The organism is Spongisporangium articulatum, assembly GCF_044465595.1.
Taxonomy (GTDB): domain Bacteria; phylum Actinomycetota; class Actinomycetes; order Actinomycetales; family Kineosporiaceae; genus Spongisporangium; species Spongisporangium articulatum.
Genome location: NZ_JBITLV010000010.1, coordinates 1 through 22853, shown reverse-complemented (window position 1 = coordinate 22853; position 22853 = coordinate 1). Strand labels below are relative to the sequence as shown.

General features: G+C 72.5%; 17 protein-coding genes. 6 read left to right on the top strand and 11 right to left on the bottom strand.

What is annotated here, in order from left to right:
* Positions 1–11 precede the first annotated feature (11 nt).
* From ACIB24_RS22355 to ACIB24_RS22345, 3 genes are all read right to left on the bottom strand, one after another.
* On the bottom strand, positions 12–506 hold the full coding sequence (locus tag ACIB24_RS22355) for a nitroreductase family deazaflavin-dependent oxidoreductase (protein WP_398284424.1): 495 nt from the start codon (positions 504–506) through the stop codon (positions 12–14).
* A 112-nt stretch (positions 507–618) separates the two neighbouring features.
* On the bottom strand, positions 619–2313 hold the full coding sequence (locus tag ACIB24_RS22350; protein ID WP_398284487.1) for a glycerol-3-phosphate dehydrogenase/oxidase: 1695 nt from the start codon (positions 2311–2313) through the stop codon (positions 619–621).
* Positions 2314–2440: 127 nt separating this feature from the next.
* The gene (locus tag ACIB24_RS22345) at positions 2441–3181 is read right to left on the bottom strand and encodes a hypothetical protein (protein WP_398284423.1); all 741 of its coding nucleotides are present in this window, start codon (positions 3179–3181) and stop codon (positions 2441–2443) included.
* 301 nt (positions 3182–3482) lie between these two features.
* Between ACIB24_RS22345 and ACIB24_RS22340 the strand changes: the two genes are divergently transcribed.
* Entirely contained in the window at positions 3483–3791 is a 309-nt protein-coding gene (locus ACIB24_RS22340; protein ID WP_398284422.1) for a WhiB family transcriptional regulator, read from the top strand.
* Positions 3792–3897: 106 nt separating this feature from the next.
* Here ACIB24_RS22340 and ACIB24_RS22335 read toward each other — a convergent pair whose 3' ends face one another.
* The 4 genes from ACIB24_RS22335 to ACIB24_RS22320 all read right to left on the bottom strand — a co-directional run bounded on the left by ACIB24_RS22335 (position 3898) and on the right by ACIB24_RS22320 (position 9355).
* On the bottom strand, positions 3898–5076 hold the full coding sequence (locus ACIB24_RS22335; RefSeq protein WP_398284421.1) for a D-alanyl-D-alanine carboxypeptidase family protein: 1179 nt from the start codon (positions 5074–5076) through the stop codon (positions 3898–3900).
* 249 nt (positions 5077–5325) lie between these two features.
* Positions 5326–6396, bottom strand: a complete 1071-nt coding sequence (locus ACIB24_RS22330; protein ID WP_398284420.1) for a hemolysin family protein — start codon at positions 6394–6396, stop codon at positions 5326–5328.
* A complete protein-coding gene (locus ACIB24_RS22325; RefSeq protein WP_398284419.1) occupies positions 6389–7729 on the bottom strand; it encodes a hemolysin family protein in 1341 nt (446 codons plus the stop codon). Before ACIB24_RS22325 ends, ACIB24_RS22330 begins: the two co-directional genes overlap by 8 nt.
* Before the next feature lie 171 nt (positions 7730–7900).
* Entirely contained in the window at positions 7901–9355 is a 1455-nt protein-coding gene (locus ACIB24_RS22320) for a GuaB1 family IMP dehydrogenase-related protein (protein ID WP_398284418.1), read from the bottom strand.
* 174 nt (positions 9356–9529) lie between these two features.
* On the opposite strand from ACIB24_RS22320, the gene ACIB24_RS22315 reads away from it, so the two are divergent.
* The 3 genes from ACIB24_RS22315 to ACIB24_RS22305 all read left to right on the top strand — a co-directional run bounded on the left by ACIB24_RS22315 (position 9530) and on the right by ACIB24_RS22305 (position 14292).
* Entirely contained in the window at positions 9530–13420 is a 3891-nt protein-coding gene (locus ACIB24_RS22315; RefSeq protein ID WP_398284417.1) for a multifunctional oxoglutarate decarboxylase/oxoglutarate dehydrogenase thiamine pyrophosphate-binding subunit/dihydrolipoyllysine-residue succinyltransferase subunit, read from the top strand.
* Positions 13421–13492: 72 nt separating this feature from the next.
* Positions 13493–13669 (top strand): DUF6104 family protein, encoded by a 177-nt coding sequence (locus ACIB24_RS22310; protein WP_398284416.1) that lies wholly within the window; start codon positions 13493–13495, stop codon positions 13667–13669.
* A gap of 2 nt (positions 13670–13671) precedes the next feature.
* Entirely contained in the window at positions 13672–14292 is a 621-nt protein-coding gene (locus tag ACIB24_RS22305) for a GDSL-type esterase/lipase family protein (RefSeq protein WP_398284415.1), read from the top strand.
* 14 nt (positions 14293–14306) lie between these two features.
* On the opposite strand, the gene ACIB24_RS22300 is transcribed toward ACIB24_RS22305, so the two are convergent.
* From ACIB24_RS22300 to ACIB24_RS22285, 4 genes are all read right to left on the bottom strand, one after another.
* Positions 14307–15764 carry a SulP family inorganic anion transporter gene (locus tag ACIB24_RS22300; protein WP_398284414.1) on the bottom strand — a complete coding sequence of 486 codons (1458 nt, stop codon included), beginning with the start codon at positions 15762–15764 and terminating at the stop codon, positions 14307–14309.
* A gap of 111 nt (positions 15765–15875) precedes the next feature.
* Positions 15876–16844, bottom strand: coding sequence for a zinc-binding dehydrogenase (locus tag ACIB24_RS22295; RefSeq protein WP_398284413.1), 969 nt, complete (start codon positions 16842–16844; stop codon positions 15876–15878).
* Positions 16845–16940: 96 nt separating this feature from the next.
* The gene (locus ACIB24_RS22290) at positions 16941–18014 is read right to left on the bottom strand and encodes a hypothetical protein (protein ID WP_398284412.1); all 1074 of its coding nucleotides are present in this window, start codon (positions 18012–18014) and stop codon (positions 16941–16943) included.
* A gap of 320 nt (positions 18015–18334) precedes the next feature.
* On the bottom strand, positions 18335–19612 hold the full coding sequence (locus ACIB24_RS22285) for an NADP-dependent malic enzyme (protein WP_398284486.1): 1278 nt from the start codon (positions 19610–19612) through the stop codon (positions 18335–18337).
* Positions 19613–19944: 332 nt separating this feature from the next.
* Between ACIB24_RS22285 and ACIB24_RS22280 the strand changes: the two genes are divergently transcribed.
* The gene (locus ACIB24_RS22280; protein ID WP_398284411.1) at positions 19945–21618 is read left to right on the top strand and encodes an acetolactate synthase; all 1674 of its coding nucleotides are present in this window, start codon (positions 19945–19947) and stop codon (positions 21616–21618) included.
* Between the two features lie 40 nt (positions 21619–21658).
* Positions 21659–22681 carry a LacI family DNA-binding transcriptional regulator gene (locus ACIB24_RS22275; RefSeq protein WP_398284410.1) on the top strand — a complete coding sequence of 341 codons (1023 nt, stop codon included), beginning with the start codon at positions 21659–21661 and terminating at the stop codon, positions 22679–22681.
* Positions 22682–22853: the final 172 nt, after the last annotated feature.

The window sequence follows — 22853 nt, the reverse complement described above, 5'->3', positions numbered from 1 at the left end:
CGTCAGCAGGCTCAGCGGGGTACGAGCCGGAACACGCGGGGCACCCGCTCGCCCATCCGCCCCTTGTAGGCGGTGTAGAGCACGGCCATCCGCTCGAACCGGTCGTACAGGCGATCGCGTTCGGCCCCGGTGACCGGCTCGGCCCGTACGGCGGTGCGCTCACCGCGCACGAGCACCCAGGCGTCGGCGTCGGCCAGCAGGTTCTCGGTCCAGAGCGGGTGGTCGGCCCCGCCCCAGTTGGTGCCCACCACGACGAGCTCCCCCGCGTCGTCGCGCACGTAGCAGAGCGCCTGCTCGACGGGCCTCCCGCTGCGCCGGCCGGTCATGGTCAGCATCAGCGTCGGGATGACGTGGTCGGTGAAGTTCGCCCGGCCCTTCGTCAGCCGGACCAGGGCCCGGTCGACGGGCGGCAGCACCCGCCGGAACACCTGCGAGCCGTACCTGGTCGCGGCGATCCGCCCGATCGCGCCCCGGTACGCACCGACCACCCTCGCCGTCACACCCACGGGCCGATCGTCGTCCGGCCTGGCCCGCAGCGCAAGGCGTGATCGGCGCAGCCGCCGGGTTCGAGCGAGCTTCACTCACCCGGGTGCGGCACCCACCGTGATCTTGTCGACGTCAGGCCGTGGGCACGATGTCGGGCGCCCCGAGCCGCGCCGCGTCGGCGGTGGCGTCGTCCGGCTGCTTCTGCGACTCCCGCTCGGCAGCCACCCGCGACTCGTAGTGCTCGATCTCGCGGTCGACCTGCGCCTGGCTCCAGCCGAGCAGCGGCGCCATCAGCCGGGCCGCGGCCGGGGCGGCCGCCAGACCCCGGTCCCACGCCTCGATGGAGATCCGGGTGCGCCGGGCCAGGACGTCGTCCAGGTGCCGGGCCCCCTCGAACAGCACGGCGTACGGGATCTCGGCCAGCAGGTAGTCGTCCGCACCCGGCACCGGGTCGGCCAGGCCCGGATCGTCGGTGACCAGGGTCAGCACCTCGTCCACGAGCGACCCGTAGCGGCGCAGCAGGTGCTCGATGCGCGCCACGTGCAGCCCCGAGGCGCGGGCCAACTCGTGCCGCTGGTTCCACAGCGGCTTGAACCCCTCGGCGCCGGCCAGCGGGACGTCGGCCGTGCACGAGTCGGGCACCCGGGCGTCGAGCCCGCGGGCCGCCTCGTCGACGGCGTCGGCGGCCATCACCCGGTACGTCGTGTACTTGCCGCCCGCGACGACGACGAGGCCCGGCACGGGGTGGGCGACGACGTGCTCGCGGGACAGCTTCGACGTCGACTCCGACTCCCCCGCCAGCAGCGGCCGCAGACCCGCGTAGACGCCCTCGACGTCCTCGTGCCGCAGCGGGCTGGCGAGCACCGAATTCACATGCTGCAGAATGTATTCGATGTCGCTGGCGCTGGCCGCGGGGTGCGACTTGTCGAGGTCCCACTCGGTGTCGGTGGTGCCGACGATCCAGTGCCGCCCCCACGGGATGACGAACAGCACGCTCTTCTCGGTGCGCAGGATCAGCCCGGTCTGCAGCGGCAGCCGGTCGCGCGGGACGACGAGGTGCACGCCCTTCGAGGCCCGCACCCGGAACTGCCCGCGGGTGTCGGCCATGGCCTGGATGTCGTCGGTCCAGACCCCCGTCGCGTTGATCACCTGCTTGGCCCGGACGGTGAACTCGCGCCCGGTCTCGAGGTCGACGACGTGCGCGCCGGAGACCCGCTCGCCGACCCGGTCGAAGCCGACGACGCGCACCCGGTTCGCGGCGAGCGCGCCGTAGCCGACCGCCGTCCGCACGACGGTCATCGTGTGCCGCGCGTCGTCCACCTGCGCGTCCCAGTACTGCACGGCCCCGGTCAGCGAGTCCTTGCGCAGGGCGGGCGCCTCGCGCAGCGCGCCGCGGCGGGTCAGGTGCTTGTGGCGCGGGAGGCCGGCGCCGTAGCGCGAGGACGCGGCCATCGCGTCGTAGAGCGCGATGCCCGACCCGACGTAGGGCCGCTCCCACGCGGCCTGCAGCGGGTAGAGGAACTTCACCGGGCGGACGAGGTGCGGGGCCAGCCGGTTGAGCAGCAGGCCGCGTTCCTGCAGGGCCTCGCGGACGAGCCCGAAGTCGAACATCTCCAGGTAGCGCAGGCCCCCGTGGATCAGCTTGCTCGAGCGGGACGACGTCCCGCTCGCCCAGTCGCGCGCCTCGACGATGCCGGTGCGCAGGCCCCGGGTCACGGCGTCGAGCGCCGCCCCGGCGCCGACGACGCCGCCGCCGATCACCAGGACGTCGAGCTCACCGCCCGACTCCAGTTCGCGCAGCGCAGCGGACCGTCGCTGCGGCGACATCTCGTTCTGCACGCCCTGCACGCCGTCCACGTCCCTTCACGAAGCTTCCGCCCCGCTCACCATCCTCCGCCCGATTCGTTTCGGTTTCCCACCGGGACGGCTTGAGGCCGGTGAACAGCGTGGGAAGTCAGCGTTCCGGCAGCTCGGCGTAGCGGGCGTCGACCCGGGCGTCGAACTCCGCCACGGCGGGCGCCAGCTCGTGCCGGCTCAGGACACCCGCGACGCCCTCGGCCGCGGCACCCACCGTGCGGTCGTCGTCCACCGGGTCGTCGTCCTCCCGGCGCACCAGGCGCCGGGCCGCCTTCACCGCCGCCCCCGTGAGATCCCTCCCCCGCGAGAGGCTCTCCCCCAGAGCACCGGTGAGGACCTTCAGGTCGAGCTCCTCGAGCGCGGCGTCGTAGGCCCGGCGCAACCGGCGGGCCTCGGCCTCGCGCGCCTTCTCCGGCGCCGCCTCGGGGAGGCCGCCGCGGGCCAGGTGGCGGTGCAGGGTGCGGGCCAGCAGGACGGTGGCCAGCACGTCGGAGGGCACCCCCTTGACCGAACCGAACAACGCCACGTACTTGCGCACCGGGAAGAGCAGGACCCGCCGCGGGATCGAGGCCACGTAGCGCCGGACCTGGTGGGCGGTGCCCTCGGCGCCGCCGTAGACCGGCTCGATCTGCGACACCCCGTAGCCACGACCGTGCGCCTTCAGGGTCCGCGAGACGGCCAGCCGGGTGGCGCGGTCGCGGACGAGGTCGTCGACGAGCGGGACCGGCACGAACCGGGCCGCCGCCACGACGATCCCGTAGGCCGCCCACTCGGTGACGAGGCGGGCCGGTGGCTCCGAGGGGCCCGCGTCCTCGCGCTGGTTCCGGCTGTCGATCATGGCGCGAGCCTAGGCGGGGGGTGGCGCGAGGGCCCGTCGGGAGGCCCTGCTGAAACGATTCGCTGAAACGATTCGCGATCCTCGGGTGTCCCAGACTGAAACGATTCGCCCGCCATGTGCTCGCTGACCTGGGCTAATGCCAAGCATCCAAAAAAGTTGAACAACTTCTGCGTCGAAAGGGTTGAACAACTTACGACGCGGTGGCTAGAGTCCTGATCACTCGCACGGCGGCGGCTCCAGAAACGGGCAGACCAGCACGGCGGCTCACCAGATTCTGTGATCGAATTCGGAGGACCCTGAGATGGCTGAGCTCTCCCGACTTCCCGTCGCCGTAGCCGATGTCTGGGAATGGCAGCTCGACGGCGCGTGCCGCGAGGCCGACCCCCGCCTCTTCTTCCACCCGGACGGCGAGCGCGGCCCGGCCCGCCGCAAGCGTGACGCCGCGGCCGTCGCCGTCTGCGCCGGATGCCCCGTGATCGAGCAGTGCCGCCAGCACGGGCTGAGCGTTCGCGAGCCGTACGGCGTGTGGGGCGGCCTCACCGAGGACGACCGCGAGGACATCTACCGGGCCGAGCGCGTCGCCGCCCGCCAGCAGCGCCTCGCCAGCTGACCACTGCGCTGATCATGCACAAACGCAGCATCTAGCTCAGGTGAGGAGTCCACTCACCGGCCGGAGATGCTGCGTTCGTGCGTGATCAACGCACAGAGGGACGACGTCACTCGCCGGCGACGTACTCCCAGTGCCACGGCTCGTACGGGCCGCTGCCGCCGGAACGGGCCCAGTCGGGGTTCGCGAACCCGTAGGCACCCGCGTTCTCGCGCAGCCACTGGAACCGCGAGCCGTACCCCTTCTCGACGCCGTCGCACAGGTCGACCGCCAGGCCCCAGCCGTGATTGCTGGTGCCCGCCGGAGCGGCCAGGCCCGGCTTCTGCGCCCGGAGGGCAGCCTGCTGCGAGTACGAGCGGTAGGCACTGTTCAGGCAGATGTTCTCGCCGAAGTGCCTCTTGTAGGCCACGTTCATCTTGGCCAGGGCCACGGCCGCATCGCCGCGCAGCTTGTACCGGCCGTCCCACAGCGTGCACAGCGCGCTGCTGGGCAGCTGGCCGTTGCGGGCGCCCTTGGCGTGGTTCTTGCCGTCGCAGCCCGGCAGCACCGAGCGCTCCCCCGAGCGCGAGGCCCGGCTGACGATCACGGTGCTCGGCGCGGCCAGCAGCCCGCCGTCGCTGCTCAGGGTGGTCGACGGGACGACGCTGAGCGCCTCGACGCCGGTGGACGACGTCACGCTCGTCATCGGGTTGAGCGCGGTCTTGGCCGCCGGGCCGGCCATGGCCCCGCTGATCGGCGCGGCGATGGTGGCGATGCCGAGGACCCCGGCGATGCCCGCCTGGCGGCCGCTCAGCGCGAGATTCGGCGTGCGCCGCCCCTGCGGGCGCTGCGCCTGCTCGGGCCGCCGGGCGCTGCGCCGGGTGCCGACCGGGCGCGCCGGGCCCGGGAAGGCCGGGTAGCTGTACGGGTTGGGCGGGACCGGGCCGGGCTGCGTGCGCTGCCGCTCCGGACGGCCCGACTGGCGCGACTGCGGACGACGGTCCTGCCGCTGGTCCTGCCGCTGGTCCGGGCGCTCCTGGCGCGACTCGGGGCGTCGCGACGCCGGTTGCGGGGCGCGCGGATCGGTGCGCAGGTCGACGCGGGGCAACCGGCCGGTCTCGATGGCCCGCTGCTCGCGCCGCGTCATCGGCTGACGGGCGGGCTGCGCAGCGGGACGCGGAGCCGGACGGGTGCCGGTCTGGAGGAGGTCGCGAGTCCGCGGAGCCAGGTTGGCCGGACGGGGGCCGAAGTTCGCCGACGGGATCGGGCGACCGTGCCCCGAGGAAGCGTCGGCGCGATGCGACGGCACCTGGCGTCCTCCCTGGTGTTGCTCGGCCGACAACGGCCCCGCGAACGGGGAATGACCACATCCTGCAAGGACTGGTCACGGAACTATAAAGGGGTCTCCAGTACCGGAATCAAGTCGCCGAGGGACACACTTCACTCTGCGTTGCCTCGTGAGCACAGCGTCACCAAAAGGTGGGGCGTCTCACCACCGCGCTTCGGATGAGCCCGCTGCAACGCTTGCCCCTGGATTCCCCCCGGACGCACGCGTCCCTCACACGCCGACGTCGTCGCGTCGGGTCGCGTCCCGGACCTCGCCGACGAGCTCCTCCAGGACGTCCTCCAGGAACACCACGCCGGCCGTCGTCCCGTCACGGTCCGCGACGCGGGCCAGGTGCGTCCCGGCCCGTTGCATGGTCTCCAGCACCTCCTCCACCTCGGCCTCGGTGAGCACCGTGGTCAGGCTGCGGATGCGCTTCTCCGGCACCGGTTCCTCGTGCCGCCCGTCGTCGGCGTAGAGCAGGTCCTTGATGTGCAGGTAGCCGACCAGCTCCCCGGTCGTCTGCGGCGTCCCCTGCGGGTCCTCCGCCGGGCTGACCGGGAACCGGCTGAAGCCCGTCCGCGCGACCATCCGGTCGACGTCCGCCGGAGTGGCCCCGAACGGGACGGTCATCAGCCGCTCCACCGGCACCATCACATCGCCCGCGCGCCGGTCGCTGAACTCGATCGCGCCGGTCAGCAGCCCCTGGTCGACCAGGCCCTCACGGGCCGACTCGTTCACGAACGAGGCGACCTCCTCGAGCGTGAAGGCGCTGGCCACCTCGTCCTTGGGGTCGACCCGCAACAGCCGCAGGCACATGTTCGCGACCCAGTTCAGCACCACGATGATCGGCGAGACCGCCCGGGCGATCGCCACCAGCGGCGGCGCCAGCAGCAGGGCCGCGCGGTTCGGGCCGGCCAGGGCCAGGTTCTTCGGGATCATCTCGCCGATCACCACGTGCAGGTAGACGACGAGCGTCAGCGCGATCGCGAACGCCACCGGGTGCAACAGGTCCTCGGGCAGGCCGAGCGCCCCGAAGGGCCGCTCGATCAGGTGGGCGACCGTCGGCTCGGCCACCGCCCCGAGGCCCAGCGAGCAGACGGTGATGCCCAGCTGCGCGCAGGCCAGCATCAGCGAGACCCGCTCCATCGCCGACAGCACGGTGCGGGCGCGCATGCTGCCGGCCTCGGCCAGCGGTTCGACCTGGCTGCGGCGCGCGGAGATGACCGCGAACTCGGCGCCGACGAAGAACGCGTTCAGCAGCAGCAGGCCGACCGTGATCAGGATGCCGTTCAGGTCACTCATCGCCGGCCCCCTCCGACGTAGCCGACGCCTCCGGAGCGGTCTCCGGCACCGGGACCAGCCCGACCCGGTCGACCCGGCGGCCGTCCATCCGCTCCACCTTCAGCACGGCTCCGGGCACCGACACCTCGTCGCCGACCGTCGGGATCCGGCCCAGCTCGGCCATCACGAACCCGCCGAGCGTCTCGTAGGCCGGGCCGTCGGGCACCGGTAGTCCGGTCACGTCGCGCACCTGGTCGGGGCGCATCAGACCGGGCGCGGCCCAGCTGCCGTCGCGCCGCTGCACGAGCCCCGGGCGACTGCGGTCGTGCTCGTCGGCGACCTCACCGACCAGCTCTTCGACGACGTCCTCGAGCGTGACGACCCCGGCCGTACCGCCGTACTCGTCGACGACCACCGCCAGCTGGTAGCCGGGCTGGCGCAGCTGCAGCAGCAGCGGGTCGAGCCGCACGGTCTCGGGCACCCGCAGCGCCTCGGTCATGAGCGCGGCCACGGGGACGCCGTCCCGCTTCTCCTTGGGGACGGCGACCGCACTCTTGAGGTGCACGACCCCCAGGACGTCGTCGAGCTCGCCGTCCACGACCGGGAACCGGCTGTGCCCCGAGCGGCGGGCCAGGGCCAGGACGTCGGCGGCCGGGTCGTCACGCTGCAGCACCAGCGTGCGCACGCGCGGGGTCATCACGTCGGCCGCCGTGCGCTCGGAGAAGCTCAGCGAGCGGGTCAGCAGCCGGGCCGTGTCCCGGTCGAGGGTGCCGGCCTCGGCCGAGTGCCGGACCAGCGAGGCCAGCTCCTCGGGCGAACGGCCGCCGGACAGTTCCTCCTGCGGCTCGACGCCGACGCTGCGCAGGAACCGGTTCGCCGAACCGTTCAGGACGACGATCAGCGGGCGGGCCGCGGCCGTGAAGGCCCGGTGGGCGCCCGTCACGAGCTTCGCGGTGCGCAGCGGTTCGGAGATGGCGAGGTTCTTGGGCACCAGTTCGCCGAACACCATGGAGAAGGCGGTGGCCACGGCCAGCGCGACCCCGACCGAGACGCCGTCCGCCGCGTCACCGAGGCCGACCGACTCCAGCGGCCCCCTGAGCAACGCGGCCAGCGACGGCTCGACCAGGAAGCCGACCACCAGCGTGGTGATGGTGATGCCGACCTGGGCGCCGGACAGTTGGGTGGAGAGCGTCCGGACGGCGGACAGCACGCCCACCGCCCGCTTGTCCCCCTTCTCGACGGCCCGCTCGACGGTGGAACGGTCGAGCGCCACGAGGGAGAACTCGGCGGCGACGAAGATCGCGGTGCCGGCGGTGAGCAGGACGCCCAGACCGAGCAGGAGCCAGGCGGTCACCGGCAGATCGACTGTCTCATGGGGTGTCTGTCAGGCACCTTGGTCATCGTAGTGGCGGCAACGCCCACCGCCCGCCCGCGGTTCCCTCTGAAGTTGATCATGCAGAAACCTCGCGCCTGGCTCGGGACGGGCGTTCGCCCACCCCGGGGAAGGCGCGAGGTTTCTGCATGATCAACTTCCAAAGGTGGGCAGGGGGCGGCCCTCGTCGTAGCCGGCGTGCGACTGGACGCCGACCACGGCCCGCTCGGCGAACTCGGCCAGGTCGCGGGCCCCGACGTAGGTGCAGGCACTGCGCACGCCCGACGTGATCTCGTCGAGCAGGTCCTCCACGCCGGAGCGGCCGGGCTGCAGGTACATCCGACCGGTCGAGATGCCCTCTTCGAACAGGGCCTTGCGGGCCCGCTCGAACGGCGAGTCACCCCGCGTCCGGGCGGCGACCGCGCGCGCCGACGCCATGCCGAAGCTGTCCTTGTAGGCGCGGCCCCGCTCGTCCAGCAGCACGTCGCCGGGGCTCTCGTGGGTACCGGCGAACCACGAGCCGATCATCACCTGACTGGCCCCCGCGGCCAGCGCGAGGGCGACGTCGCGCGGGTGCCGCACGCCGCCGTCCGCCCACACCGACTTGCCGAGTTCCTTTGCAGCGCGGGCTGTTTCGAGCACCGCGCTGAACTGCGGACGGCCGACGGCGGTCATCATCCGGGTCGTGCACATCGCCCCCGGACCGACCCCTACCTTCACGATGTCGGCGCCGGCGGCGACCAGGTCGCGCACCCCCTGCGCGGTGACGACGTTGCCCGCCACCACCGGCACCTGCGGGTCCAGCCCGCGCACCTCGCGCAGCGCGTCCAGCATCTTGTCCTGGTGGCCGTGCGCGGTGTCGACGACCAGGCCCGAGACCCCGGCGTCCAGCAGCGCCTTGGCCCGCGCGGCGACGTCCCCGTTGATCCCGACCGCCGCCGCCACCCGCAGCCGGCCACCGGCGTCCGCCGCCGGGGTGTAGATGGTCGAGCGCAGCGCCCCGGTCTGGGTGAGCAGGCCGACCAGGCGGCCGTCCCGGACGACGGGTGCGGCCTTGCGCCGGGCCCCCGACAGGGCGTCGAACGCCGGCTGCAGCCCGCCGTCCGCCTCGATCCGGGCGGCCTCCAGCACCAGCGGGCGTTGCGACATCACCTCGTGCAGCTGGGTGAACCGGTCGACGTGGCGACAGTCGTTCTCGGTGACCACGCCGACCGGGCGCCCCTCGCCGTCCACCACGACCACGACCCCGGAGGCCCGCTTGGGCAGCAGGGTGAGGGCCTCGGACACGGTGGCGTGCGGGCCGAGCGTCAGGGCGGTCTCGAAGACCGGGTGGCAGGCCCCGACCCGGGCCACGACGTCGGCGATCACGTCGGCGGGGATGTCCTGCGGCAGCACTCCGAGGCCACCGCGGCGGGCGATCGTCTCGGCCATCCGGCGGCCGGTCACCGCGGTCATGTTGGCGGCGACGACCGGGACCGTCGTCCCGGTGCCGTCGGCGGTGGTGAGGTCCACGTCGAGCCGCGACGTGACGGACGAGGCGTTCGGGACGAGGAACACGTCCGAGTAGGTCAGGTCGTGGTGAGGCGTCTGGCCGTCGAGGAATCGCACGTTCGCCCAGTCTAATACCGGACCGCGGGGACGCCGATGGGCCACGTGTCGGTGATCACCGTGAGACGTGTTGATCGCCTACGGCGAACCCGACACGTCTCATACCTGTCCGGACACCGAATCGCGTTAAGGTTGATCCGACGAATTTCTCACCCGGAAGAAGGCGAAACGCCGGTGTCGCAGTTCTCGGAGCAGTCGGCCACCGAGTTCGGTCCCAACGAATGGCTCGTGGACGAGCTGTACCAGCAGTACCTGGCTGACAAGTCGTCGGTGGATCCGGCGTGGTGGGAGTTCTTCGCCGACTACTCGCCACCGGACGCACCGGGCGGCACGAGCAGCGCCCGACCGACCGCCGGCGGGTCGGCGTCCAACAGCTCCGGCGACTCGCTGATCGGCGTCCCCGGCGGCGAGACCGGCCAGCGGGTCGCGCCCGCGGGCAACGGCACCGCGCCCCGGCCCAACGCCCCGGCCCCGAGCGCCGCGTGGCCCGCCGCCCGCCAGACGGAACCGGCCGCGTTCACCCCGGCCCCCGCGCCGGCCGCACCCGCCGCGGCTCCCACGGCGGCGCCGTCCCCGCAGTCGACCCAGGCCACACCCACCCCCGAAGCTGCCGCCCCCGCGGCCCCCGCCGCGAAGGCGGCGCCCGCGCGGACCCCGCGTGACGTCCAGGCGCCGAGCACCGCCCCCAAGGAGACCCGCGAGGCCGAGGTCGTGCGGCTGAGGGGTCCGGCCGGGCGGGTGGTCGCCAACATGGAGACCAGCCTCGAGGTACCCACCGCGACCAGCGTGCGCGCCGTCCCGGCGAAGCTGCTGATCGACAACCGCATCGTCATCAACAACCACCTCAAGCGCACCCGCGGCGGCAAGGTCTCCTTCACGCACCTGATCGGCTTCGCGCTGGTCGAGGCGCTGGCCGAGATGCCGGAGATGAACGCCAGCTACACCGAGGACGAGGGCAAGCCCGCCCTCGTCCGCCCGGCGCACGTCAACCTCGGCATCGCGATCGACCTGGCCAAGCCGGACGGGTCGCGCCAGCTGCTGGTCCCGGCCATCAAACACTGCGAGACGATGGACTTCTCGGAGTTCTGGGCCGCCTACGAGGACGTCGTGCGCCGGGCGCGCACGAACAAGCTCGGGGTCGAGGACTTCCAGGGTGTCACGCTCAGCCTGACCAACCCGGGCACCATCGGCACCGTGCACTCCGTGCCGCGGCTGATGAAGGGCCAGGGCGCGATCATCGGCGTCGGGGCGATGGAGTACCCGGCCGAGTACCAGGGCGCCTCCGAGGAGACGTTGGCCCGGCTGGCGGTCAGCAAGATCATGACCCTGACCTCGACGTACGACCACCGCATCATCCAGGGCGCCCAGTCCGGCGACTTCCTGCGGATCGTGCACTCGAAGCTGTTGGGCGAGGACGGTTTCTACGACCGCCTGTTCCAGGCGCTGCGGCTGCCCTACGAGCCGGTGCGCTGGGTGCGCGACATCTCGGTCGCGCACGACGACGAGATCAACAAGACCGCCCGGGTCCAGGAGCTGATCCACTCCTACCGGGTCCGCGGCCACCTGATGGCCGACACCGACCCGCTCGAGTACAAGCAGCGCCGCCACCCGGACCTGGACATCACCTCGCACGGGCTGACCCTGTGGGACCTCGAGAGAGAGGTCCCCACGGGCGGTTTCGGCGGGGTGCCGCACGCGAAGCTGCGGCACATCCTCGGCGTCCTGCGCGACACATACTGCCGCACAGTCGGTATCGAGTACATGCACATCCAGGACCCGGAACAGCGGCGCTGGCTGCAGGCCCGTCTGGAGCGCAAGTACGAGAAGCCCTCCCGGGAGGAGCAGTTCCGCATCCTCGGCCGACTCAACGCGGCCGAGGCGTTCGAGACCTTCCTGCAGACGAAGTTCGTCGGGCAGAAGCGGTTCAGCCTTGAGGGCGGCGAGAGCGTCATCCCGCTGCTGGACGAGCTGCTCTCGGCGGCCGCCGAGGCCGACCTCGACGAGGTCTGCATCGGGATGCCGCACCGCGGCCGGCTCAACGTACTGGCCAACATCGCGGGCAAGAGCTACGGCCAGATCTTCCGCGAGTTCGAGGGCCAGCAGGACCCGCGCTCCGTGCAGGGTTCCGGCGACGTGAAGTACCACCTGGGCACCGAGGGCGAGTTCACCGCCGCCGACGGCCAGACCACGAAGGTCTACCTGGCCGCCAACCCCTCCCACCTGGAGGCGGTGAACCCGGTGCTCGAGGGCGTCGTGCGGGCCAAGCAGGACCGCCTGAACCTGCGCGGCGAGATGTTCTCCGTGCTACCGGTTCTCATGCACGGCGACGCGGCCTTCGCCGGGCAGGGCGTGGTGGCCGAGACGCTGAACCTGTCCCAGCTGCGCGGCTACCGCACCGGCGGCACCGTGCACGTCGTGGTCAACAACCAGGTCGGTTTCACCACGGCGCCCTCGTCCTCGCGGTCGTCGGTGTACGCGACCGACGCCGCCCGGATGATCCAGGCGCCGATCTTCCACGTGAACGGCGACGACCCCGAGGCCTGCGTGCGCGTGGCCCGGCTGGCCTTCGACTTCCGGATGGAGTTCGACAAGGACGTCGTCATCGACATGGTCTGCTACCGGCGCCGCGGTCACAACGAGGGTGACGACCCCTCGATGACCCAGCCGCTGATGTACAACCTGATCGAGGCCAAGCGGTCGGTGCGCAAGCTGTACACCGAGGGCCTGATCGGCCGCGGCGACATCACCGTCGAGGAGGCCGAGCAGGCGCTGCGCGACTACCAGGGCCGGCTGGAGCGGGTGTTCACGGAGACCCGCGAGGCCCAGCAGGCGCCGGCCCCCGAGCGCACCGACGTCACCGCCGGGCTCGACCTGCCCATCGCCCAGCAGCACGCGGACGACGAGACGGCGCCGCACCCGACGGCCGTGGAGCCCGCCGTGCTCAAGCGCATCGGCGACGCCTACGTGTCGCCCCCCGAGGGCTTCACCGTGCACCCGAAGCTGATGGCGCTGCTGGAGCGGCGGGCCTCGATGGCCAGCGAGGGCGGGGTCGACTGGGGCTTCGGCGAGCTGCTGGCCCTCGGCTCGCTGCTGATGGAGGGCGTGCCCGTCCGCCTCACCGGGCAGGACACCCGGCGCGGCACGTTCACCCAGCGGCACGCGGTCCTCACCGACAAGATCACCGGCGACGAGTGGACCCCGCTGGCCGAGCTGACGGAGGAGCAGGCCAAGTTCTGGACGTACGACTCGCTGCTGAGCGAGTTCGCGGCCATGGGCTTCGAGTACGGCTACTCGGTCGAGCGGCCCGACGCGCTCGTGCTGTGGGAGGCCCAGTTCGGCGACTTCGCGAACGGCGCGCAGACCATCATCGACGAGTTCATCTCCTCGTCGGAGCAGAAGTGGGGTCAGCGCTCGTCGGTGACGCTGCTGCTGCCGCACGGCTACGAGGGTCAGGGGCCGGACCACTCCTCGGCCCGGATCGAGCGGTTCCTGCTGCTGTGCGCCGAGAACAACATGACCGTCGCCCAGCCCAGCACCCCGGCGTCGTACTTCCACCTGCTGCGCCGCCAGGCCTACGCCAAGCCGCGCCGGCCGCTGATCGTCTTCACCCCGAAGTCCATGCTGCGGCTGAAGGCGGCGGCCTCGGCCGTGGAGGACTTCACCAGCGGGACGTTCCTGCCGGTGATCCCCGAGTCGCAGTCGCTGGGAACCGTCGACCGGGTGCTGATCTGCTCCGGCAAGATCTACTGGGACCTGGTGGCCGAGCGGACCAAGCGCGGCGACACCAGCACGGCGATCGTGCGGTGCGAGCAGCTCTACCCGCTCGACGTCGCCGGGCTGAAGGCCGCGTTCGCCCCCTACCCGGACGCGCAGCTGGTCTGGGTGCAGGACGAGCCGGCCAACCAAGGCCCGTGGCCGCACGTCGCGCTGACGCTGCCGCAGGAGCTGGCCGGGCGGCCGTTGCTGCGGGTGTCGCGCCCGGCGTCGGCGTCGCCCGCGAGCGGTTCCCCGAAGAAGCACCAGGCGGAGCAGGCGGCGCTGATCGCGCAGGCCTTCAACCGCTGACGCTGCGTAGGTAGCTCGGCCGGGCGCGTGCCGTGCCGAGCTACCTACGGTCACGTCCGCCACAATGTGCACATGTACTTCACGGACCGAGGGATCGAGGAGCTGGCGGAGCGTCGCGGCGAGGAGCAGGTGACGCTGTCGTGGCTGGCGGACCGGCTGCGTGACTTCGTCGACCTGAACCCCGAGTTCGAGACCCCGGTCGAGCGGTTCGCCACCTGGCTGGCCCGCGCCGACGACGAGGACGAGTGACGATGCCCGCGGCCCCGCGCGAGGAGATCCGCATCGTCGTGCTCGGTGACGAGCTGGTGGCCGGTGTCGGCGACGCGAAGGCGTTGGGCTGGGTCGGCCGGGTGGCCGCCCGCACGCCGCACGACGAATGTCCGGTGAGTGTCTTCCAGCTCGCCGTGCCCGGCGAGAGCACCGCCGACCTGGCGGCCCGCTGGTGGGGCGAGAGCTCGCTGCGCTACGGCGACGCCCCGGCCGCCGGTGGCGACTGCCGGCTCGTGGTCGGCCTGGGCCACCGGGACGCGCAGGCCGGGTTGTCGGTCCCCCGGGCCCGGCTGAACCTGGCCAACGTGCTGGACGACGCCCATTCGCGCCGGTTGCCGGCGTTCGTCGTCGGCCCGCCGCCGGTCGCGGACGCCGAGACGAACCGGGCCGTGGAGGAGCTGTCCCGGACGTTCGGTGACGTGTGCCGCCGCCGCGAGGTGCCCTACGTCGACACGTTCACGCCCCTGGCCACCCACGAGACGTGGCTGACCGACCTCGCCTCCGGTGACGGGCTGCGGCCGGGGCAGGCCGGCTACGGCCTGATCGCCTGGCTGGTCCTGCACAACGGCTGGTACGACTGGCTGGGCCTCACCCGTCCCTGACCTGCGCCCGTGGTTCAGCTGACGTTGAGCTGACCCGCGAGGCGTTCGTGTCGCCGGGCCGAGTCGTCGTTCAGGCCCACGAACTCGACCGTCGTCCCGTGCCGGGCGTATCGGGCGGCGACGGCGTCCATCGCCGCGACCGACGAGGCGTCCCAGACGTGCGCGCCGCTGAAGTCCACGACGACGCACGCCGGGTCGCCCGCGTAGTCGAACTGCTCGACCAGGTCGTTCGACGAGGCGAAGAAGACCTGCCCCCGCACGGCATAGCGGCGCGTGCCGTCCTCGACCGCCGACGGCACCACCTCAACGAGGTGCGCGACCCGGCGGGCGAAGAGCACCGAGGCCACGAGCACCCCGGCGATCACGCCGTAGGCGAGGTTGCTGGTGGCCAGCACCACGGCGACCGTCACGACCATGACGGAGGTCTCGCTGCGCGGCATCCGGCGCAAGGTGGCCGGGGCGACGCTGTGCCAGTCGAACGTGGCCACCGAGACGAGCACCATGACGGCGACGAGGGCGGCCATCGGGATGCGCGAGACCAGCGGTCCGGCGGGCAGCACCAGGGCCAGCAGCAGCGCCCCGGCCAGGAAGGTGGACAGCCGGGTCCGGGCCCCACTGACCTTCACGTTGATCATGGTCTGGCCGATCATCGCGCAGCCGCCCATCCCGCCGAAGAAGCCGGTGACGACGTTGGCCACCCCCTGCCCCCAGCTCTCCCGAGTCTTGTCCGAGCGGGTCTCGGTCACGTCGTCCACGAGCTTGGCGGTGAGCAGCGACTCGAGCAGACCGACCAGGGCCACCGCCACGGCGGTGGGCAGCACGAGCCGCAGCGAGTCGAGAGTGAAGGGGACGTCGGGCAGCCCCGGTACCGGCAGGGACGTCGGCAGCGCGCCCTCGTCGCCCACGGTGGGCACGGCCACGTGCAGCCCCCACGCGATCGCCGTGACCACGCCGATGGCCACCAGCGGGGCCGGGACCGCCGGCGACAGCCGCGGCAGCCCGACCATGATCAGCAGGCCCAGGGCCAGCAGCGGGTAGACCGCCCACGGGACGTCGACCAGATGCACCAACTGTGCATGGAAGATCAAGATGGCCAACGAGTTCACGAACCCGACCATCACGCTGCGCGGGATGTACCGCATCAGGGCGGCGATGCCCGCGAGCGCCAACCCCACCTGGATCAGGCCCCCCAGGACCACGGCGGCCACCACGTAGGGCAGACCGTGCGCGTGCGACAGCGGCGCGAGCACCAGGGCGACCGAGCCGGTCGCGGCCGAGATCATGGCGGGGCGCCCGCCCGTGAAGGCGATGGTGACGGCCATCGTGGCCGAGGCGAACAGGCCGACCTTCGGGTCCAACCCGGCAATGATCGAGAACGAGATCGCTTCGGGGATCAACGCGAGGGCGACCACGAGGCCGGCGAAGAACTCGCGCCGCAGGAGTGCGGCCGGATACTCGGACAGGAGTGACAAACGAGCTTCCTCCGGACGGCGAAGAACTCGATCAGCACCGACCGAGACAGCCCCGCCACTGTAGTCCGCCGCCGCGAAGACTCCCTGAGAGTCCGCTCAGCAGTAGTCCGTTCAGGGCGTCAGGACGATCTTCCCGACCACGTCGCCGGACTGGATCCGCTCGATGCCGGTACGCGCCTCGCTCAACGGCAGCACGCTGTCGATGACGGGCCGGACGCCGGTGACGCGGAGGAACTCGACCAGCCGGTGCAGCTCGTCGCGGGTGCCCATCGTCGAGCCGATCACCCGCAGCTGGAGGAAGAAGATCCGGTTCAGCTCCGTGGCCTTCGGGTTCGGGCCGGACGTCGCCCCCGAGATGACGATGGACCCGCCGGGCTTCAGGGACCTGACGCTGTGCGCCCAGGTCGCGGCGCCCACGGTCTCCATCACCGAGTCGACCCGTTCCGGCAACCGCTCCCCCGAGTCGAACACGGCGGCGGCGCCGAGCTCCAGCGCCTTGGCCCGCTTCTCCTCGTCCCGGCTGGTCGCCCAGACCCGCACCCCGGCCGCCGCGCCCAACGCGATCAGGGCGGTCGCGACCCCGCCGCCGGCGCCCTGCACGAGCACCGTGGACCCGGGCGTCACAGCGCCCTGGGTGAACAGCATCCGGTAGGCGGTCAGCCAGGCGGTCGGCAGGCAGGCCGACTCCTCCCAGCTCAGCTCCGGGGGCTTCGGGACCAGGTTCCGGCGGGGCACGACGACGTACTCGGCCAGGGCGCCCTGGTACCGCTCGGACAGCAGGGAGCGCTTCGGGTCGACCGTCTCGTCGCCCTTCCAGTCCGGGTCGCCGATGACGGCGTGGACGACGACCTCGTTGCCGTCCTCGTCGTAGCCGGCGGCGTCGCAGCCCAGGATCATCGGCAGCCGGTCGGCGGGCAGCCCGACGCCGCGCAGGCTCCACAGGTCGTGGTGGTTCAGGCTGACGGCCTTCACCTTCACCCTGGCCCAGCCCTGCGGGACCTCGGGTTCGGGGCGCTCCCCCACGACCAGGCCGTCCAGCGGCTTGTCGGGGTCGATGGCGGCGGCGTAGGCGGCGAGCATGCTCAGCACGCTAGCGGGCGCCCCGGCAAACGACGGCGCGGGGGCCGTGAACCAGGTCACGACCCCCGCGCCGGGGAGTGCTTCAGAGCAGGGCGATCACTCGGTGCCCTGCGAGCGGGCCCGGCGCTCGCGCAGGTCGATCGGCGAGGCCCCGGAGCTCGTCGGGTAGATGACGTCGTCGAGACGGTCGGGGGTGGACAGGTCGTCCTCCTCGTCCAGCTCGGCGTCGGCCAAGGCGCCGTCGACCTCGTCGCCGGCCGCGGGAGCGGCGGCCGCCACGGGCTCGGTGGTGACGGTCTCCTCCGACAGGTACGAGGAGTAGGACGGGGCCGGCGCGGCGGCCGGGGCCGGCGCGCTGCTGCTCGAGGGCTCCGGCAGGGGCGTCGGGTCCTCCAGCGGGGCCAGCGCGGGCGCCGTGAGGGGCTCCTCGACCGGACGCGGCGCGTGCACCACGGCCTCGACGACCTGGGCCAGCGACCCGGCCTCGGTGTCGCGGTCGAGCAGGTCGGCCAGCACGTCGCGGATCTGGCTGAGCCGCAGCACGGCCTCGCCGTGGGTCGCGGTCAGCGTCTCGAGGCGCTGGTGCGAGACGTCGTTGACCGCGCTGGCGCGGCGCTGGGCCTCGTCCAGCAGCTCCTGGGTCTGGCGGACGGAGGCGAGCCGCAAGCGGTCGGCCTCCTCCTTGGCGTGCTGCATGGCGGCCGTGGCCTCGCGGCGGGCCTCGGCGAGCTCGCGCTCCCCGGTCTCGCGGGCGACGCGCACCGTCTCCTCGGCCTCGCGGCGGGCCTCGGCCAGCTCACGGGCAGCCTGGTCCTGAGCGTTGGAGCGCAGGGAGGCGATCTCGCTGTCCGCCTTCTGGCGCTCCTGCGCGGCCTCCTCGTTGGCCAGCTTCAGGATCTGCGACAGGCGCTCCGAGATCTCCTCGTGGACCGGCTTGGCCTGCGGCTCCTCGGAGCGCACCCGGTCGAGTTCGCCCTTGACCTCATCGGCCTCGCTCTGGGCCCGCTGCAGGTCGGCCCGCGCGACGGCGAGGTGCTGCTCGAGGGTGGCGATCAGCTGGTTGCTGCGCGCCATGTACTCCTGCACCTGGACGCGGTGGTACCCGCGTACCGCGATGTCGAAGGAGTCCTCACGGTGTGTGCCGGACGCGCCGGACTGGTTCTCGTCCATCAAGCTCTCGCAACTCCCAGCTCACACGACATGACAGTCAGGACTCTTCCGTCCCGACGACCTTTAGCGCAACCTCTTCGCCCTGACCAGTGGCGGTGCTGACCCGAACGGCTTAGCACTCTACGACCACCGATGGTCACAGAGCGCAACGTTCGGGCAATTCCGCCCCTATCGGACGATCTTGGCGTAGCGCTTCCCATTGCTTCGGCACAAGCACAGCGGAATTTAGCCCCACCAGCAACATCAGTAAGCACGCCGCTCCGGCATGTCGTGTTTCGTTTCGGAACCACGACAGGCCGGAGGCAGGTGCTCACAGCCGGTCAACGCCGGGCGATGCCCTCCGACCGGGCCGCCTCCGCGACCGCGGCCGCCACGTTGTCGACCACCCGCTCGTCGAACACGCTCGGCACGACCTCGCCCGCGCTGGGCACCTCCACGGTGTCGGCGATGGCCACCGCGGCGGCCAGCTTCATGCCCTCGCTGACCCGCGTGGCCCGCACGTCCAGAGCCCCCCGGAAGATCCCCGGGAAGGCCAGGACGTTGTTGATCTGGTTCGGGAAGTCGCTGCGCCCGGTCCCGACCACCGCGGCGTAGCGGACCGCCACGTCGGGGTGCACCTCCGGGTCGGGGTTGGCCAGGGCGAACACGATCGAGTCGGTGTTCATCCCGGCGACGGCCTCCTCGGGCACCGTGCCGCCCGAGACGCCCACGTACACGTCGGCCCCCGCCAGGGCCTCCGCGATCCCGCCGGACACCCCGCGCGGGTTGGTCTGGGCGGCCAGCTGCACCTTGTGCGGGGTCAGGTCGGTGCGGTGGGCGCCGATCACGCCGCGACTGTCGGTCACCACCACGTCCCGGACGCCGGCCCGGGCCAGGATCGCCGCGATCGCGACACCGGCGGCACCGGCGCCCGAGATCACCACCCGCAGCCCGGCCAGCGGCTTGCCGACCACGAGCGCCGCGTTGCGCAGGGCCGCCAGCACCACGACCGCCGTCCCGTGCTGGTCGTCGTGGAAGACCGGCAGGTCGAGCCGCTCCTGGAGGCGGCGCTCGATCTCGAAGCAGCGCGGCGCCGAGATGTCCTCCAGGTTGATCCCGCCGAACGTCGGGGCCAGCCGGGCGACGGTCTCGACGATCTCGTCCGGGTCGGTCGTGTCGAGGCAGATCGGCACGGCATCGATGTTGGCGAAGTGCTTGAACAGCATCGCCTTGCCCTCCATGACGGGCATGGCCGCGCCGGGGCCGATGTCGCCCAGGCCCAGCACCGCCGTCCCGTCGGAGACCACCGCGACCGTGTTGCCCCGGCCGGTGTAGACGTCGAGCAGGGTCGGGTCGGCGGCGATCGCCCGGGACACCTCGGCCACGCCCGGGGTGTAGGCCAGGGACAGGTCACGGCGGGTCCGCAGCGGCGACTTGGCCACCACCTCGAGCTTGCCGCCGACGTGCATGGCGAAGACCGGGTCGGCCGGGTCCGGGTGCTGACTGGCGCTCGCTCCGCTCGCTGGGTACTGCTGAGAGCCGGGCCGAGCGTCGGCTACGCCCTGCGCACCGGCGGCACCGGCGACGGCCGCGGCGGCGGCGTCGGCGAGCGGGGCCATCTGGGGCAGCGGGGACGTGGGCAACGACTCGAGCATCTCGGCGGACATCAAAAACCCCTCACGGGAACGCACTGACGAAAGGGACAGAGCGACTCGCTGTGGCCTGACTCCGAGAGCGGTGTGCGGTCGGCGACCAAGCGGTCGCGACCCGGCGACACGGTGGAGTCGCATGGGGCCGAACGGGGTTCCGGGTAGGAACCGGGCGGGGGTGACCCGCGGGTCACAGTCTGCCATAGGTCCCACGATTGCTGCGACCCCGCAAAGTGCCGCGCACCACGTTCGGCGCCCTTATGCCTGCTGCCGCCAGAAGAGCGCCGAGTAATGTGCGCCGCATGAGCGAAGGCGCCCAGGCAGTGGGAAGACTCGAGGGCCACGGTGGCGAGCTGGCCGTGGCGTCCGCCCGCGCGCACGGTGTGCAGGCCATGTTCACCCTGTCCGGCGCCCACGTCTTCCCGCTCTACGACGGGGCGGTGAAGGCCGACCCGCCACTGCCGCTGATCGACGTCCGGCACGAGCAGACCGCCGTGTTCGCCGCCGAGGGCCTGGCCAAGCTGACCCGCACCACCGGGCTGGCCGTCGTGACCGCCGGCCCGGGCGTGACCAACGCGGTCAGCGCCGTCACCACGGCGCACTTCAACGGCTCCCCCGTCCTCGTCATGGGCGGGCGCGCCCCGCAGTTCCGCTGGGGCACGGGGGCCCTGCAGGAGATGGACCACCCACCGCTGCTGCACACCGTGACCAAGTACGCGGGCACCGTCGAGGGGCCTGAGACCGTGGCCCAGGAGGTGGACGCCGCGCTGCGCCTGGCCGCGTCGCCGCACCGCGGCCCGGTGTTCCTGGACGTCGCCATGGACCACCTCTTCAGCCGGGCCGAGGCCCCCGTCCCGGTGCCGCAGGGCCACACCCCGACCGCACCGGACGACGACGCCCTCGACTCGGTCGCGGGCCTGCTGGCGCAGGCCGAACGGCCCGTGCTGGTGCTCGGCTCGGACGTCTGGGTGGACGGCGCCGAGGCCGCCGCCCGCGCGCTGGCCGACGACCTGGCCCTGCCCGTGATCGCCAACGGGATGGGCCGCGGCGTCCTGCCACCCAGCCACCCGGGCCTGGTCACGCGGGCCCGCTCGGCCGCGTTCGGGCGGGCCGACCTGGTCGTGGTCGTCGGCACGCCGCTGGACTTCCGGCTGGGGTACGGCACCTTCGGCGGCAAGGACGGAGCCCCTCAGGCCCCCGTGGTCCACCTGGCGGACCACCCGTCCCAGCTGGCCGGGCACGTGTCCCTGGCTGCCTCGGCGGCCGGCGACCTGAGCCTCGTGCTCGAGGGCCTGCGGGCCCGGGTCGACCGGACCGGCGCCCACCCGCACGTCCCCGTCTGGCGGGCCGAGCTGCGCGCCGCGCACGAGGCCGCGGTCGAGGCGGACGCCGAGCTGCTCACCTCGCCGAGCGACCCGATCCACCCGGCGCGGATCTACGGCGAGCTGGCCGCCCAGCTGGCCGACGACGCCGTGGTGATCGGCGACGGCGGGGACTTCGTCTCGTTCGCCGGCCGGTTCGTCGAGCCGGGCCGCCCGGGCCGCTGGCTCGACCCGGGCCCCTTCGGCTGCCTGGGCACGGGCCTGGGCTACGCGATCGCGGCGCGCATCGCACACCCGTCGTCCCAGGTGGTGCTCCTGCTCGGCGACGGCGCGGCCGGGTTCTCGCTGATGGACGTCGACACGCTGGTCCGGCACAAGCTGCCGGTGGTGATGGTGGTCGGGAACAACGGCATCTGGGGCCTGGAGAAGTTCCCGATGCAGTTCCTCTACGGCTACGACGTGGCGGCCGAGCTGCGCCCCGGCACCCGCTACGACGAGGTGGTCAAGGCGCTGGGTGGGGACGGCGAACTGGTCACGTCCCCGGACGGGCTCGCCGGGGCGCTGCGGCGCGGCTTCGACAGCGGTGTGCCGTACTGCATCAACGTGCTGACCGACCCCGGGGTCGCCTACCCCCGCTCGACGACGGGCGTCTGACCCCCATCCGTTCGTGATCAGAGTGGGCCACAATGCCGGGATGACTACGGGAGCCCTGCCGCGGCGGGTCACGGCCCGCGACGTGGCCCGGCGGGTCGGTTGCTCCGTCGCGACGGTCTCACTGGTGGTGAACGGCAAGGGTGAGGGCCGGGTCGCCTCGTCCACCCAGCAGCTGATCTGGGAGGCGGTGGCCGACCTCGGCTACCGGCTGAACCAGACGGCGAGCGCGCTGGCCCGCGGCCGGTCGAGCACGATCGGCTTCGTCTGCCCGGACCCGACCAACCCGTTCTTCTCGATGGTCCTCGAGGGCCTCTCGGGGGCGCTGGACGACGAGCTGTCGCTCACCCTGCTGATGCCCAACCAGGGCAGCGACTACGACCTCGGCACCCTGCAACGGGCGCTGGCCGGCGACTTCGCGGGGCTGATCATCGCCACCCCGGGTCGGCACCTGATGGACGGTTTCGTGCCCACCTGCCCGACGCTCCTGCTGGACGCCGCCGAGGCGCACCCCCGGATCCCGGGCATCGACCTGGACGTCGTGGGCGCGGCGGGGCAGCTCGCCGACCACCTCGCCGGGCTGGGTCACCGGGCCGTCGGCTACGTGGGCGTCAGCCGGGACAAGGCGTCGCTGCAGACCCGGCGTCAGGCGCTGGCCTCCAGCCTGGAACGGCTCGGCTCGGCGGTGGTGGCCGACCTGGAGCTCGACGTCCTGACCCTGAGCTCGGCGCGCGACGCGTTCAGCACGGCCTGGCCGGCCTGGGACGCCGCCGGGGTCACGGCGGTGGTGTGCGGCGACGAGCTGCACGCCTACGGGGTGCTGCAGGCGGCCCGGACCCTCGGCATCGACGTCCCCGGACGGCTGTCGCTGGTCGGGTTCAACGACCTGCCCTACTCGGAGCTGGTCCAGCCGAGGCTGACGTCGGTGAACCTGTCGGCGCTCGACCTGGGCGCGGCGGCCGGGGCGGCGCTCCAGGAGTACCTGATCACGGGCGAGCCGCCGGCCACCACGATGCTGCCGACCCGGCTCGTGGTCCGGGAGTCGACCGCCCGCGCCTCCCGCTGACCTCTCCCCCCCCAGCGCTGATCATGCACAAACGCATCGTCTCCCCGTTGATCATGCGCAAACGCATGATCCGGCCGGCGTCCTAGGTGTAACCGGCCATCAGGTTGGTGACACGACGCGGCTGATCGGGGGCTGGCCTCCGAGGGCGTGGTGACCTCGCTGAGTGTTGTAC

Coding starts and splice junctions, on each gene's coding strand:
- ACIB24_RS22345 (WP_398284423.1), bottom strand. CDS start 3,181: ATGATCGACAGCCGGAACCAGCGCGAGGACGCGGGCCCCTCGGAGCCA.
- ACIB24_RS22340 (WP_398284422.1), top strand. CDS start 3,483: ATGGCTGAGCTCTCCCGACTTCCCGTCGCCGTAGCCGATGTCTGGGAA.
- ACIB24_RS22290 (WP_398284412.1), bottom strand. CDS start 18,014: ATGGACGAGAACCAGTCCGGCGCGTCCGGCACACACCGTGAGGACTCC.
- ACIB24_RS22295 (WP_398284413.1), bottom strand. CDS start 16,844: ATGCTCGCCGCCTACGCCGCCGCCATCGACCCCGACAAGCCGCTGGAC.
- ACIB24_RS22350 (WP_398284487.1), bottom strand. CDS start 2,313: ATGTCGCCGCAGCGACGGTCCGCTGCGCTGCGCGAACTGGAGTCGGGC.
- ACIB24_RS22330 (WP_398284420.1), bottom strand. CDS start 6,396: ATGAGTGACCTGAACGGCATCCTGATCACGGTCGGCCTGCTGCTGCTG.
- ACIB24_RS22305 (WP_398284415.1), top strand. CDS start 13,672: ATGCCCGCGGCCCCGCGCGAGGAGATCCGCATCGTCGTGCTCGGTGAC.
- ACIB24_RS22285 (WP_398284486.1), bottom strand. CDS start 19,612: ATGGCCCCGCTCGCCGACGCCGCCGCCGCGGCCGTCGCCGGTGCCGCC.
- ACIB24_RS22310 (WP_398284416.1), top strand. CDS start 13,493: ATGTACTTCACGGACCGAGGGATCGAGGAGCTGGCGGAGCGTCGCGGC.
- ACIB24_RS22280 (WP_398284411.1), top strand. CDS start 19,945: ATGAGCGAAGGCGCCCAGGCAGTGGGAAGACTCGAGGGCCACGGTGGC.
- ACIB24_RS22275 (WP_398284410.1), top strand. CDS start 21,659: ATGACTACGGGAGCCCTGCCGCGGCGGGTCACGGCCCGCGACGTGGCC.